Here is a 14,047-nt window from a genome sequence, read left to right on the forward strand (position 1 = left end):
GGCGATCTCCTGCGGCGTGAAGACATAACGGCGGCCGCAGAACTCGCAGCGCACCTCGGCCTCGCCCGATTCCGCCGCGGCGGTCGCTTCCTCGCGACCCAGCGAGGTCAGCATGCCTTCGACCCGTTCGCGCGAGCACGAACAGCCGAAGCGCAGCGATTGGCTGTCGAGGACGCTCACGCCATCTTCGTGGAACAGGCGGTGCAGCAGCTCGGCTTGTGGCGTCGCCAGCAGTTCCTCGCGCCCCAGCGTGTCAAACAGCACGCCGGCGCGCTGCCAGCCATCGGCGTCGCCTTCGTCGCCAGGCAACTTCTGCAGCATGATTCCGGCCACGCGCTCGCCATCGGCAGCCAGCAGCAGACGTGTCGGAAGCTGTTCGGACTGCAGGAAATAATCCTGGAAGGCCGCATCCAGCGTGCTGGCGCTCAGTTCGACCAGGCTCTGGTAACGCTGGGGCTCGCGCGGATCCAGGCCGGGATTTTCGATCGTGATCGCCAGCAGTGCGTCATCGCCGAGCGTCGAGAGGTCAGCCGGTGCGTCGGCGCCATCCTCGAGCTGGACGATGCCGCGCACGGTGCCGGCCGAGGTGCACTCGGTAAACAGCGCGCGCAGGCCGGCACTGCTGCGCAGCTGCACCGACAGGCGACCGTCGATCTTGACGTGGCCGGTGAACAGCGCGGCGGCAGCCACGGCCTCACCCAGCAGGCGCTGGGCATTGGCAGGATAGTCGGCCGGTTCGCGCAGCTCGGCCCAGGCCTGGCTCAGATGCACGGCCACGCCGCGCACGCCGGCCTCCGGCAGCAGGAATCGGGTACGCAGATCGGCAGAAGGCGAAGTCGAGTTCACGGAAAATCCAGAAGATGCGAGCGCCGTCCGGCGCCATCGAGGGCTCTATGGTGTGGGCGCGGCGCCTGCTTTCCAAGCGCAAGCGTGGCGGCGGCGCGGACGCATCGGGATGAACAGGTAACATTCTCGCCTCATCACGCGGCCTCGCCTGGAGCCCACCATCGATCCCATCTCCGCCCCGTCCCGACGCCGTCGCTGGTTGCGCTGGCTGTTGGCATTGCCGTTCCTGATCGCGGCCGGGACGGCGCTGCAGGTGCTGGTGCTGCGGTTCGTCGATCCGCCGGTGTCGGCCTTCATGGTGGCGCGGCAGTTCGAGGCCTGGGGCGAGGGGCAATGGCGCTTCCATCCGACCTACCAGTGGCGGGATTTCGACAAGATCGCGCCGGCACTGCCGCTGTCGATGGTGGCGGCCGAGGACCAGCGCTTCGCCACGCATTCGGGATTCGACCTGGACGCGATCGAGAAGGCGCGCGCGCACAACGAGCGCGGCGGTCGCGTGCGCGGGGCCAGCACGATCAGCCAGCAGGTGGCCAAGAACCTGTTCCTGTGGTCCGGGCGCAGTTACGTGCGCAAGGGCATCGAGGCCTGGTACACGGTGCTGATCGAGCTGCTCTGGCCGAAGGAGCGGATCCTGGAGGTCTACGCCAACATCGCCGAGTTCGGCGACGGGATCTATGGCGCGCAGGCCGCGGCGGGCACGTTCTGGGGCGTGGATGCGTCGCGCTTGAGTGCCGATCAGGCCGCGCGCCTGGCAGCAGTCTTGCCCGCGCCGCGCACCTACAACGCCGCACGACCGGGTCCGTACGTGGCCCGCCGGGCGGGCTGGATCCAGCGACAGGTGCGCCAGATCGGCGGCACCGGCTACCTGCAGACCTTGGAGTAAGCCATGGCCCACGACCGCCTGACCGTGGTGATCGCAGCGCGCAATGAAGAAGAGGCGCTACCGCGCCTGCATCCGCGCCTCCGCAACGTGCTGGACCGGCTCGATGCCATCCAGGCGCGCGTGCTCTACATCGACGATGGCAGCACCGATCGCACCTGGGAGGTGATGCAGCGCTTGGCCGCGGCGGACCCGCAGATCGAGCTGCTGCGGCTGTCGCGCAACTTCGGCAAGGAGGCGGCGCTGACCGCGGGCCTGGACCTGGTCGCCGAAGACAGCGCGGTCCTGATCCTGGACGCCGATGGCCAGGACCCGCCGGAGCTGATCCCGCAGTTCGTCTCGGCCTGGCGCGAAGGCCACGACAACGTCTACGGCACGCGCGTCGAGCGCGATGGCGAAGGCTGGCTCAAGCGCTTCACCGCGCACGGGTTTTATCGGGTGATCGGGCGCCTGTCGAAGACGCCGATTCCGGCCGATACGGGCGATTTCCGCCTGCTGTCGCCGCGCACGCAGGTGGCGCTGAAGCAGCTGCGCGAGCGCCACCGCTTCATGAAAGGGCTGTTCGGCTGGGTCGGCTACGACCAGCTCTCGATTCCCTATCACCGCGAATCGCGCATCGCCGGGCGGAGCAACTTCGGCGCATGGAAGCTGTGGAATTTCGCGTTGGAAGGCATCACCAGCTTCTCGACCGCGCCGCTGCGCGCGGCGACGTATCTGGGCCTGCTGGTGGCGGCGCTCTCCTTCGTCTATGCGGTGATCGTGATCGGGCGCGCGCTGTGGCATGGCGACCCGGTCGCCGGCTGGCCGAGCATGATGACGGTGGTGCTGTTCCTGGGCGGGACCCAGCTGATCGCGCTGGGGCTGATCGGTGAATACCTTGGCCGGCTGTACGAAGAAGCCAAACAGAGACCGCTGTACCTGATTCAGCAGTGGCTGCCGGCGCGCGAAGGCGTATCCTCCGGACCAACCGAGGCTGCCGGAGCATCCCATGCGCACGGTGAAGCAACTTCTGGAAGGCAAACCCGCTGAAGTCATCGCGGTCGAGCCGGATCAACCGGTGTTCGACGCGGTGCGCAAGATGGACCGGCACGGCGTCGGCGCGGTGCTGGTGATGCGGGGCGAAGTGCTGGTCGGGATCCTGTCCGAGCGCGATTACGCACGCAAGGTCGTGCTGCTGGAGCGCTCATCGCACACCACGCGCGCCGATCAGATCATGACCGCGCAGGTGGTCACGGTCGAACCGCAGCAGACCGTCAAGCACTGCATGGAAGTCATGACCCAGCGCCGCTTCCGCCATTTGCCGGTGGTCGAGGAAGGGCGCGTGATCGGCGTGATTTCGATCGGCGACCTGGTCAAGGCGGTGATCGAGGAACAACAGGCCGACCTGGACGCGCTGCAGCGCTACATCGCCTCGTGAGGCATGGCCTTACTTGGCGTACTTGCCGCCGCAGTCGCTGTCCTTGCCGCCGCCCACTTCGATCGTCGCCAGCAGCGCGGCCGGCGGCGCGATCGTGCCCAGCGCCAATGCAACGGCGCCGCGCAGACCCAGCTTCTTGAAGTCCGGACGGAAGCTCGGGTCCTTGAAGGTGCCGCCGATGTCCAGCGGCGTGCGGAAGCTGAGGAAGCTGCGGTCCTTCGGACGCGGCCGCAGGGTCAGCGCCAGCGACTCGTCCTTGAGGTTGATCGAGCCATCGCCCAGCACGATGGTGTCGGTGGTGTCGAACGCCATCGCACGCGTCTGCATCAAGCCATCCTTCATCCCAAAATCGGCGAAGGCGCAGCGGATCGGCACCTGCTTGTCGCGGTCGAACAGATAGCCCAGCGACTGCATCACATCCAGGCCGGCCAGTTCGACGAGTAGCTGCGGGATGTGGCCCTTGCCCATGCCCACGCCGATATCGCCGGTGGCATTGCCAGCCATCAGGGCGATGGAGTTGCCTGAAGTGTCGACGCGGATGTCGCCGCCGATGCGGCCGACCGCATCTTCAGTGAGCTTGGCATCGGGAAACAGCTGGCCCAGGTTGAGCCCACGCACGGCAATGTCGGCGCGCGTGCGGATGGTCGGATTGCGCGCATCCAGCCGCACCTGCGAGCGGATGTCTCCGCCGGCCACGCCGAAATTGAGTGGCTTCAATTCCAGCAGCCCATCGTTAAGAACCAGATGCGCGTCCATGTCGTCGATCGGGAGCTTGGGCGCATTGATGCGCGTGGCTTTCCAGTGCACATCGGCGTCCATCGAACGCAGCTTGGACAGGTCGTAGGGATCCTGCGGCAGTACGCGCGGATTGGCCGCCAGCTCTGCGGCTTCGGCCGCCTGCTCGGCGTTGCGGGTTTCGCCAGCGCCGCCCTTCGACGGCGCGCCGATGAAGCCGGCCAGGTCGTCGAAATCCAGCCGCTTGGAGTGTAGGTCGGCCTCCAGCGTCAGGCGTGGCCCGCCGACGGTCACGGCCGTGGAGCCGCCCAGATCGCTGTCACCGACCTTCCCGGTGAAGCGGTCGTAGTGCCAGGTGTTGCCGTTGCGCGTCAGCGTGCCGTCGAAGGCATACGGCGGCGATTGCGGGATCGCCACGCCAATCAGTGGATACAGATCGGCCAGATCCTGGCCGGACAGCGCCATGCGCAGATCGAACCCGCCGAAGTGCAATGGATCGATCAGCGTGCCGCGCGCGCGCGCCTTTGTCGCGCCGGCTGCAGCCTGCAGGTCGATGCGATAAGGCCGTTGGCTCTCGGCCAGATCCAGCGGCGACTGGATGCGGCCGCCGAGGGTGAAGGCGTTGGCGCCCCAGCGACCGCTGCCTTTCAGGTCGATCGGCGGCGCCTTGTACTGCGCGTCGGGCTGGCCGCTGGTGGCTTCGATCTTCAGATCGGTCTTGTTGGGGGCGTCGAGGTAATGCAGGCGTGCGGTGTCGATGATCACCGCGCCAAAGCGCGGGGTCATGCCGCTGTCTTGTGCCTCGGCCGGGGTTTCGCCCTGCAGCATCCAGTTGCCGCCGCCTTGTTCAGCCGTGCGGCTCTGCAGTTCCACCACCGGCTGGGTGATGCGGATCGCGGGCAGGAACAGGCTGCGATGGAACACCAGCTGCGGCACGTCCAGGTCGATCTCCAGCCGCTGCACGGTCGCCATCTCCGGCGCTGTCTTGAGCGCCCAGTCCGCATTGGCAAGGCGCAAGCCATCGGCGCGGATCGTGGTGACGCGGCCCAGGTCCACATCCAGGTTGCCGTCGATATGGAAGGCGCGGCCGGTCTTGGACTGCACCGCGCGCTCGACCGGGCCCTTGAACCAGTTCCAGTCCCAGAAAATGATCAGCAGCACGATCAGGACCACCACGATGCTCAGCGCGGTCAGGACCGGATGGGCGCGGGCGAGGTTGCGCGATGGGGCGGTGTCTGGGCTCATGCGGGCCACTATCGACAGCCGGGGTGTTTACGCCCTGCGAAAGGCAGGTGAGGCGTTCAGCTTGTCTTGACGCGCGCCGGCGCGCTCAGCCGCCGTGATGCAGGCGCGGCACCAGCACCTGGCCGGTCACCGCGACAAAGTGGCATACGCTGCCGGCCAGCACGAACAGGTGCCAGATCGCGTGGAAATACCGCACCGAATCGCGCTGGTAGAAATAGGTGCCCAGCGTGTAGAACAGCCCGCCAGCCAGCAGCCAGCCCAGGGTGAAGCCGTCGACGGATTTCAGGAGCGGTTCGATCGCCACCACCACCAGCCAGCCCATCGCCAGGTACAGGCCCGTGGACAACAGCCGGAACCGTCCGGTGAAGAACAGCTTGAAGATCACGCCAAACAGCGCGATCGCCCAGACCGCGGCGAACATGCCCCAGCCCCAGGGACCGCGCATGCCGATCAGCAGGATCGGTGTGTAGGTGCCGGCGATCAGGAGGTAGATCGCGCAATGGTCGAAGATCTGCAGCCGCGCCTTGGCCATCGGGTGCTGGATGGCGTGGTACAGCGTGGAGGCCACGTAGAGCAGCAGCAGCGTGGTGCTGAACACGATCGCGGTGCCCAGCTGCCAGGCATCGCCGTAGAGCGCTGCCAGAGTGATCAGCACCGCGCCGCCGGCCAGGGATGCCACCGCGCCCAACCCGTGGGTCAGGGCGCTGGCGATCTCGTCGCGCAGGTTGGTCTCGGGATGTGCCTGAAGGGCCATGGCCTGACTTTATCGCAGTCCATTCTCATCTACGTGGCACCGGCTGCCGCAATGCTGCGGTGCACCCAAGCGATGTTCAGCTTGGGTGTGCGCCGGTCGCGTCAGTCAGCCAGCGTGCTGTGGGCGTGCTCGCGGGTCGCGCGGAAGATGACATCCGGCGCGCGTTCCTGCGCCAGCTGCAGGTTGACCCGGGTCGGCGCCAGGTAGACCAGTTCGCCTGCCGCATCGATGCCTAGGTTGGTGGCGTTCTTCTCGCGGAATTCTTCAAGCTTCTTGGCGTTGCTGCATTCGATCCAGCGCGCCGTCGTCACGCCGACCGGCTCGAAGATCGCGTCCACGCCGTATTCGTCCTTCAGGCGATAGGCGACCACGTCGAACTGCAGCACGCCGACCGCGCCCAGGATCAGGTCGTTGCTCATCAGTGGGCGGAAGAACTGGGTCGCGCCTTCTTCGGACAGCTGGGCCAGGCCCTTCTGCAGCTGCTTGAGCTTGAGCGGGTCGCGCAGGCGCGCACGGCGGAACAGCTCCGGCGCGAAGTTGGGAATGCCGGTGAAGCTCAGGTTCTCGCCTTCGGTGAACGTGTCGCCGATGGAGATCGTGCCGTGGTTGTGGATGCCGATCACATCGCCGGGAAAGGCTTCCGCCGCGATCTCACGATCCGAGGCCATGAAGGTCAGCGCGTTGGCCAGCTTCTGTTCCTTGGCCGTACGCACGTGGAAGGCCTTCATGCCGGCGGTGAACTTGCCCGAGCACACGCGCATGAACGCCACGCGGTCGCGGTGCTGCGGGTCCATGTTCGCCTGGATTTTGAATACGAAGCCGGACAGCTTGTTCTCCGTCGGCTGCACCTCGCGGCCGGTAGTAGCGCGCTGCTGCGGCGAAGGCGCGTGCTCGATGAAGAAGTCCAGCAGCGGTTGCACGCCGAAGTTGTTCACGCCCGAGCCGAAGAACACCGGCGTCTGCTTGCCGGCGCGATAGGCCTCCAGGTCGAACGGATTGCTCGCGCCCTGGACCAGCTCCAGCTCGTCGCGCAGGTCGGCCAGCATCTTCTCGCCGATCTTCTCGGCCAGGCCCGGCGCGTCTAGCGACGGGAAGATGGTCGAATCCTGGCGGGTGAAGTTGCGGCCCTGTTCGTACAGGTGCACCTCGCCGGAAATCAGGTGCACCACGCCCTTCAGGCGCTGGCCCATGCCGATCGGCCAGGTCACCGGCGCGCACTGGATGCCGAGCACGGTTTCCACTTCATCCAGCAACTCGATCGGGTCCTTGCCCTCGCGGTCGAGCTTGTTGATGAAGGTCATGATGGGCGTGTCGCGCAAGCGACAGACTTCCATCAGCTTGATGGTCCGTTCCTCAACGCCCTTGGCCACGTCGATGACCATCAGCGCCGAGTCCACTGCGGTCAGCACGCGATAGGTGTCCTCGCCGAAGTCGGCGTGGCCCGGCGTGTCGAGCAGGTTGACGATCTTGCCCTCGTACGGGAACTGCATCACCGAAGAGGTCACCGAGATGCCGCGCTCCTTTTCCAGCGCCATCCAGTCCGAGGTCGCGTGGCGCGCGGCCTTGCGGCCCTTGACCGAGCCGGCCATCTGGATCGCACCGCCGAACAGCAGTAGCTTCTCGGTCAGCGTGGTCTTGCCGGCGTCGGGGTGGGAAATGATGGCGAAGGTGCGGCGACGCGCGGCTTCGCTGGAGACTTCAGACATGGCGGTGGCGCCCGCACGGGCGCTTGGGGAATTCAGGAAGCCGGCAAGTATAGCTTTGCCGGGCGGGCAGGGCGCTCAGCGTCCGGCGTGCGTGGTGACCGGGTCGCTGGCCAGCAGGGCGGCCAGTTGCGAGGCCGAGGCTCTGGCCATCGGCTGTTCGTCCACCGGCGATAGCGGCGCCTGGCGCAGTGCCTGGCGCGGCAGCACCGCCAGGTCGAAGTTCACCCCGTCGGCGGCAAAGCCCCAGACGGTGACGTCGGCATGGCGCGTGCGATCCATGCGCAGCTTCTGTACGCGCGCATCGGCGGGGATGCGGTGATCTTCCAGGAAGCGCCCGACCGCGTCCTCGTCGTCGCTATGCAGGTGCAGCTGCACCGGCGAGCGCGCGTCGGCGGTGCCGTCCAGCACCGGGCCGACCAGGCGCGGCGAGAAGCTGCTGAAGAAGTCCATCGCCTGCGCGGCCGCCTCGCGCCGCGCGCGCAACAGGCCGGCGTGGTCCGGGCCGGCGAACAGGCGCTGGTACTCGCGCAGCGCATCTTCGATCTCGTGGTTGCGCGGCAGGCTGGCGTCATCGTGGATGCCAAGCCGGCTGGCCGCCTTGCGCTTGGCGAGCTGGTAGTCGCGGATGCCGCTTTCGGCGATCAGGCGGGCTGCCTCGTGGGCGAGCCGGCGACGGCGTTCGGCCGTCTGGGTCTGGGTGTGTTGGCGGGCGTGGTGCATGGCGGGCCTCCCAGTTGAAGACCGCCTGACTCTACAACGAAGCCTCGCCGCGCGCCGTCGTTGCAACGGCGCGCGGGGAAGGAGACATCAGAAGATGTCGAACGCGGCCTCGTCGGTGGCGTTCTCGTCCTGCAGCGTGTCGTCGCCCTGCATGCGGTCCAGGTCCTCGACCTTGATCCATTCGGTCGCGCCGTTCTTGCTGACCTCGACCATGCCTTCCGGCGGATCGTTCGGCGTGATCGGCTTGTCCTTCAGGGCCACGCGCATGTAGTCGATCCAGATCGGCAGCGCGGCCTTGCCGCCGTATTCGCGGTAGCCCAGCGAGCGGAAGTTGTCCTTGCCCACCCACACCGTGGTCACGTACGGGCCGGCGAAACCGGAGAACCAGGCGTCGCGGTGGTCGTTGGTCGAGCCGGTCTTGCCCGCGGTGTCCTCGCGGCCCAGCACGTTGGCGGCGGTGCCGGTACCGCGGCGGACCACGTCGCGCATCATCGAGACGATCTGGTACGAGGTGCGCTCGTCGATCGCGCGCGGCGCCACGTTGGTGCCCGGCGCCGGCTGCTGATCCACGGCCGGATCCGGTTTGGAGGTGGCGAGCGGCTCGGCCTTGGCCGGCTGCTGGTCCTGGGCCGGGCCGAAGTTGAAGCCATCGACCACCTGGCTCGGCGCCTGTGCGTTGGCGCCGTGGCGGCCGCAGGCGCGGCAGGCGGTGGCCGGGTTTTCCTTGAACACCACCTTGCCGTCGCGGTCCTTGACCTCATCGATCAACCACGGCGTCACCAGCGAACCACCGTTGGCCAGCACCGCGTAGCCACGCGCCACCGATATCGGAGTGAGCGAGGCCGAGCCCAGCGACATCGACAGGTTCGGCGGCAGTTCCGCCTCGTCGAAGCCGAACTGGCTGATGTACTTGCGTGCGAAATCCACGCCGATGGCGTCCAGCAGGCGCACCGAGACGAGGTTCTTGGACTTCACCAGCGCCTCGCGCAGGCGCATGGGGCCGGCGAACTTGCCGTCGTCGTTGCCCGGGCGCCAGACGTGGCCGCGGCGGTCGCGGAACACCACCGGCGCATCCAGCACGATCGACAGCGGATTGAAGCCCTTCTCGAACGCGGCCGAATACAGGAACGGCTTGAAGCTCGAACCCGGCTGGCGGCGCGCCTGGGTGGCGCGGTTGAACTTGTTCGCCGCAAAGCTGAAGCCGCCGACCAGGGCGCGGATCGCGCCGTTGTTGGCGTCCAGCGACACCAGTGCCGACTGCGCCTGCGGCAGCTGGTCCAGCGTGTAGACGTACTCGGGCTTGGCATCACCCGCTGGCGTTTTGTCGCTGCCGGCGTCCTTGCGTTCGGCGCCGATGCGGACCAGATCGCCGCGTTCCAGTAGCTTGCCCGGCGTGCGGCCGGTCCACTTGCTGGCCGAGGCGTTCAGGACGATCTGGCTGGCGTTGCGGGTGATCACCGTGGCGCTTTCGCCCGAGGTGCTGGCCACGATCACCGGATCCAGGCCGCCTTCGGACACGATGCCGCTCAAGTGACCGGCCAGCGATTCGGCATCGGCATCGGCGGTGACGTCGAAATGCTTCTCCGCCCCGCGCCAGCCGTGGCGATGGTCATACGTCGCCAGCCCTTCGCGCACGGCCTTGTCGGCGGCCGGCTGCAGCAGCGGATCGATGGTGGTGGTGACGTGGTAGCCCTTGTCCAGCACGTCGCCGCCGAACTTGGCGACCATTTCCTGGCGGACCATTTCGGCGATGTAGGGCGCGTAGACGTCGATCGGACGCTCATGTGGCGCGGCGTGCGGTTCCTCAGCCTTGGCCTGGTCGGCATCGGCCTGGGTGATGTACTTGTCTTCGCGCATGCGCTCGATCACGTACACGCTGCGCTGGTGGTTGCGCACCGGATTGCTGATCGGATTGCCGCTGGAAGGGAATTTCAGCGAGCTCACCAGCGTGGCGGTCTCGCCCAGCGTCAGTTCCTGCAGCGATTTGCCGTAATAGAACTCGGCGGCCGCTGCGATGCCGTAGGCGCGATTGCCGAAGAAGCTCTTGTTGAGATACAGCTCCAGGATCTGATCCTTGCTGAGCATGCCCTCGATGCGCATGGCCAGCATCATCTCGGCCAGCTTGCGCGTGTAGCTGTATTCATTACTAAGAAAGAACTGGCGCGCCACCTGCTGGGTGATCGTGCTGCCGCCGGCCACGCGGCCGTCCTTGGTCAGCGTCTGCCAGACCGCGCGCGAGATGCCGGTCGGGTCGATGCCGCCGTGCTCATAGAAGTTGGAGTCCTCGGCCGCCACGAAGGCGTGCTGGACATTCTTCGGCACCTGGGAAATATCGACCGGATAGCGGCGGGTCTCACCGAACATCCCGATCAATTTGCCGTCGTTGGCATACACATACATCGGTTCCTGCAGCTGCACGTCACGCAGCGACTGGATCGATGGCAGCTTCGACGAAATGGAGTAATACAGAAAGCCTAGAATCACCGCGCCAACCAAGGCGCCGACCAGACACAAACCAATCGCCCAGCGCAGCAGGCGGCGGAAACGGGACATCAGGGAGCTTCCGATTGCACAATTCGTGGCACGGGAGTATAGATGCATCCGGGAGCGGGGGTCTGCTTCCTTGGGGGAAACAAAGACTTGGGCGACATCCTTACGAGAACTTGGCAACCCGTCACGGGTTCGCTCGAGCGCTTGCAAGTTGTAAAGAATTCATTATTAATGTGAGGCTGGGCTGAACCAGCCCGACGTTTCGCCGGTCGGAAGGGGATACACCGTGGGGCTCATCCCGAAAAGCCAATCTACGCTCATCGGCGTGGACATCAGTTCGACCGCGGTCAAGCTGCTGCAGCTGACCCGCGTCGGCAATCGTTTCCGTGTGGAACACTACGCCGTGGAACCGCTTCCGCCGAATGCCGTGGTGGAAAAGAACATCGTGGAAGTCGAGGCCGTGGGCGAAGCGATCCGCCGCGCCGTGACCCGCGCCGGCACCAAGGCCAAGAATGCCGCCGCCGCCGTTGCAGGTTCGGCCGTGATCACCAAGATCATCCCGATGCCCGCCGAGCTGGATGAGAGCGAGCTGGAAGCCCAGATCGAGCTCGAAGCGGTCAACTACATCCCGTATCCGATCGAAGAAGTGAACCTGGATTTCGAGGTGCTTGGCCCACTGCCCAGCAACCCGGAAATGGTCCAGGTGCTGCTGGCTGCGTCGCGCTCGGAAAATGTCGAGCTGCGCCAGTCCGCGCTCGAACTCGGTGGTTTGACCGCCAAGGTGATGGACGTGGAGGCCTTCGCGGTCGAGAACGCCTTCGCACTGCTGGCTGGCGACCTACCGGTGCCCCACGATGGCGTCGTCGCGCTGGTGGACATCGGCGCCACCATGACCACGCTCAACGTGATCCGCAGCGGGCGCAGCCTCTACAGCCGTGAGCAGGTCTTTGGCGGAAAGCAGCTCACCGACGAAGTCATGCGTCGCTACGGCCTGACCTATGAAGAAGCCGGCATGGCCAAGCGCCAGGGCGGTTTGCCGGAAAGCTACGAAGTCGAAGTGCTGGAGCCTTTCAAGGAAGCGACGGTCCAGCAGATCAGCCGCCTGCTGCAGTTCTTCTACGCAGGTAGCGAGTTCAACCGCGTCGACCAGATCGTGCTCGCTGGCGGTTGCGCCGCGTTGTCCGGTCTGCCGGAAATGGTTGAGGAACAGCTGGGCGTGCCGACCATCGTCGCCAATCCGCTGGCGCAGATGACGCTGGGCCCGAAGGTCCAGGCGCATGCGCTGGCCCAGGATGCACCGGCGCTGATGATCGCCACCGGCCTGGCGCTGCGGAGCTTCGACTGATGGCAAAGATCAATCTTCTTCCGTGGCGCGCGGAACGTCGCGCGCAGCGCCAGAAGGAGTTCTACGGCATGTTAGGTATGGCTGCGGCCATCTCCGTCGTGCTCGCACTCTTCATCTGGTTCTACTACAACGGCCAGATCGACGGCCAGAACGCGCGCAATGCGTTTCTGCAGGGCGAGATCGTCAAGGTCGATGCCCAGATCAAGGAAATCGACGCCCTGGACAAGCAGAAGGATCGTCTGCTAGCCCGCAAGAAGGTCATCGAGGAACTGCAGGCCAATCGCTCGCAGATGGTGCACCTGTTCGATTCGCTGGTCCGCACCATTCCCGATGGCGTGGTGCTGTCCAGCATCAAGCAGGACGGCAATATCCTGACGTTGTCCGGTCGCTCGCAGTCCAATGCGCGTGTGAGTACCTACATGCGCAATCTGGAAGGGTCGGGCTGGATGACCAAGCCGGTGTTGTCGATCATCGAAGCGAAGAACGACGACAAAACCGTCCAAGTGCCGGGTCGCGCGCTCCCTTACATGTTCACGCTGAAGGTCGAACTGGCGACGCCGGTTGATCCGGGCGTCGCGCCGGTCACCGATCCTTCCGCTGCGCCTGCGCCAAGCGCTGCGCCGGGTGCGCCGGCACCTGCCGCACCCGCAGCGACGCCGCCTGCTTCCACCACGCCCCCGACGCAAGGGAGCCCAGCGTCATGAGCCAGAAGAAAGTCAAACTCAACGAGCTGGATTTCAACAACATCGGTGGCTGGCCGCAGAACTACAAAATCGGGTTCTGCGTGCTGATCGGTGCCTTCATCCTGGTGCTGGCCTATCTGTTGGTGTTCAAGGGGCAGGGTGAGGAACTTGAAGGCCTGGAAGGGCAGGAATCGACGCTGCGTGCCGAGTTCGAGCAGAAGGCCGGCCGCGCCTCCAACCTGGCGCCGCTCAAGCAGCAGCTGGCGCAGATGGAGCAGGTGCTGCAGCAGATGTTGCGTCAGCTGCCCAGCAAGACCGAAATGCCCGACCTGATTGTCGATATTTCGCAGACGGCGCTGTCCAGTGGCCTGACCAATGAGCTGTTCCAGCCCGGTTCGGAGTCGCCCAAAGAGTTCTACGTCGAGACACCGATCGCGCTGCGCATGGTCGGCAGCTATCACCAGTTCGGCGCGTTTGTCAGCGGCGTGGCTTCGCTCCCACGCGTGGTGATTCTGACCATGCATGACATCTCGCTGCAGCCTGTCGATAAGGGTGGCATCACGTCCAACGGCAATCTCGAATTGTCCGGTACGGTTAAGACCTATCGCTACATGGACGAGGAAGAGACCGCTGCGCAGGAAAAAGCGGCAGCTGGCACGCAACCTGCAGGAGCGCAACCATGAGTCAGCGTTCCTCTAACCAGAAGATCCGCGTGCTTGCCGTCGCGATAGCCGTGGTTGCCATGGCGGGCTGCACGCGCGGCATCACCAGCACGCCTGGCGATGCGCCGAACCTGGAAGACTGGGTGGCCAATGTGCGTGCGCGTCCCGCTCCGCCGCTGGAGCCGCTGCCGGTCATGCAGCAGTTCGAGACCTTCGAGTACGCGGCGCAGGGATTGCGTGATCCGTTCAGCACGGCTTGGAGTACGGCCGATGCCAGCGGATTGCGTCCGGACCCGAACCGTCGCAAGGAAACACTTGAGCAGTATCCGTTGGACAGCTTGAAGATGGTGGGGACGATCGGCAGCGGTTCCGGCCTGGTCGGTCTGGTAATGGCGCCTGACAAGGTGACGTATCGCGTTTCGGCCGGTGCCTACATGGGCCAGAGCGACGGACGGATCACCGACATCCAGCAGGATCGTGTCGATCTTGTTGAGCTGGTGCCCGATGGTGCCGGTGGCTGGCTGGAGCGCCCAGCTGCTGTGACATTAGATCAATGATTAGGGG

General features: G+C 65.7%; 12 protein-coding genes and 1 pseudogene. 7 read left to right on the forward strand and 6 right to left on the reverse strand.

Features of this window, described 5'->3' with window-relative positions; genetic code table 11:
* Positions 1 to 18: 18 nt before the first annotated feature.
* Positions 19 to 819 (reverse strand): annotated as a pseudogene (locus BMZ17_RS11385) (Hsp33 family molecular chaperone HslO); the annotation flags it as partial.
* A gap of 175 nt (positions 820 to 994) precedes the next feature.
* Here BMZ17_RS11385 and mtgA point away from each other — a divergent pair.
* Genes mtgA through BMZ17_RS11400 form a run of 3 tightly spaced genes read left to right on the forward strand, consistent with a single transcriptional unit; the run spans position 995 to position 3,143 of the window.
* Entirely contained in the window at positions 995 to 1,729 is a 735-nt protein-coding gene (gene mtgA, locus BMZ17_RS11390) for a monofunctional biosynthetic peptidoglycan transglycosylase (RefSeq protein WP_254775321.1), read from the forward strand.
* 3 nt (positions 1,730 to 1,732) lie between these two features.
* Complete coding sequence (locus BMZ17_RS11395; protein WP_093138693.1) at positions 1,733 to 2,755, forward strand: glycosyltransferase family 2 protein; 1,023 nt, start codon at positions 1,733 to 1,735, stop codon at positions 2,753 to 2,755.
* Positions 2,715 to 3,143 carry a CBS domain-containing protein gene (locus BMZ17_RS11400; protein ID WP_093138694.1) on the forward strand — a complete coding sequence of 143 codons (429 nt, stop codon included), beginning with the start codon at positions 2,715 to 2,717 and terminating at the stop codon, positions 3,141 to 3,143. The genes BMZ17_RS11395 and BMZ17_RS11400 overlap by 41 nt, the downstream gene beginning before the upstream one ends.
* Before the next feature lie 9 nt (positions 3,144 to 3,152).
* Here the strand turns inward: BMZ17_RS11400 and BMZ17_RS11405 are convergent, their stop codons facing one another.
* From BMZ17_RS11405 to BMZ17_RS11425, 5 genes are all read right to left on the reverse strand, one after another.
* Positions 3,153 to 5,123, reverse strand: a complete 1,971-nt coding sequence (locus BMZ17_RS11405) for an AsmA family protein (RefSeq protein WP_093139653.1) — start codon at positions 5,121 to 5,123, stop codon at positions 3,153 to 3,155.
* Positions 5,124 to 5,208: 85 nt separating this feature from the next.
* Complete coding sequence (locus tag BMZ17_RS11410) at positions 5,209 to 5,877, reverse strand: PAQR family membrane homeostasis protein TrhA (RefSeq protein WP_093138695.1); 669 nt, start codon at positions 5,875 to 5,877, stop codon at positions 5,209 to 5,211.
* A gap of 101 nt (positions 5,878 to 5,978) precedes the next feature.
* Complete coding sequence (locus BMZ17_RS11415; RefSeq protein WP_093138696.1) at positions 5,979 to 7,583, reverse strand: peptide chain release factor 3; 1,605 nt, start codon at positions 7,581 to 7,583, stop codon at positions 5,979 to 5,981.
* 75 nt (positions 7,584 to 7,658) lie between these two features.
* Positions 7,659 to 8,303, reverse strand: coding sequence for a hypothetical protein (locus tag BMZ17_RS11420; RefSeq protein WP_093138697.1), 645 nt, complete (start codon positions 8,301 to 8,303; stop codon positions 7,659 to 7,661).
* An 87-nt stretch (positions 8,304 to 8,390) separates the two neighbouring features.
* A complete protein-coding gene (locus tag BMZ17_RS11425; RefSeq protein ID WP_093138698.1) occupies positions 8,391 to 10,856 on the reverse strand; it encodes a penicillin-binding protein 1A in 2,466 nt (821 codons plus the stop codon).
* A gap of 223 nt (positions 10,857 to 11,079) precedes the next feature.
* Between BMZ17_RS11425 and BMZ17_RS11430 the strand changes: the two genes are divergently transcribed.
* From BMZ17_RS11430 to BMZ17_RS11445, 4 genes are read left to right on the forward strand one after another with little or no spacing between them, the layout of a single operon-like run.
* The gene (locus BMZ17_RS11430) at positions 11,080 to 12,138 is read left to right on the forward strand and encodes a pilus assembly protein PilM (RefSeq protein WP_093138699.1); all 1,059 of its coding nucleotides are present in this window, start codon (positions 11,080 to 11,082) and stop codon (positions 12,136 to 12,138) included.
* Positions 12,138 to 12,842, forward strand: a complete 705-nt coding sequence (locus BMZ17_RS11435) for a PilN domain-containing protein (protein ID WP_093138700.1) — start codon at positions 12,138 to 12,140, stop codon at positions 12,840 to 12,842. Before BMZ17_RS11430 ends, BMZ17_RS11435 begins: the two co-directional genes overlap by 1 nt.
* The gene (gene pilO / locus BMZ17_RS11440; RefSeq protein ID WP_093138701.1) at positions 12,839 to 13,504 is read left to right on the forward strand and encodes a type IV pilus inner membrane component PilO; all 666 of its coding nucleotides are present in this window, start codon (positions 12,839 to 12,841) and stop codon (positions 13,502 to 13,504) included. Before BMZ17_RS11435 ends, pilO begins: the two co-directional genes overlap by 4 nt.
* Positions 13,505 to 13,563: 59 nt before the next feature.
* Positions 13,564 to 14,040, forward strand: coding sequence for a pilus assembly protein PilP (locus BMZ17_RS11445; protein WP_093138702.1), 477 nt, complete (start codon positions 13,564 to 13,566; stop codon positions 14,038 to 14,040).
* The last annotated feature ends 7 nt before the right edge of the window (positions 14,041 to 14,047 follow it).

Source organism: Pseudoxanthomonas sp. GM95 (genome assembly GCF_900109775.1).
GTDB lineage: Bacteria > Pseudomonadota > Gammaproteobacteria > Xanthomonadales > Xanthomonadaceae > Pseudoxanthomonas_A.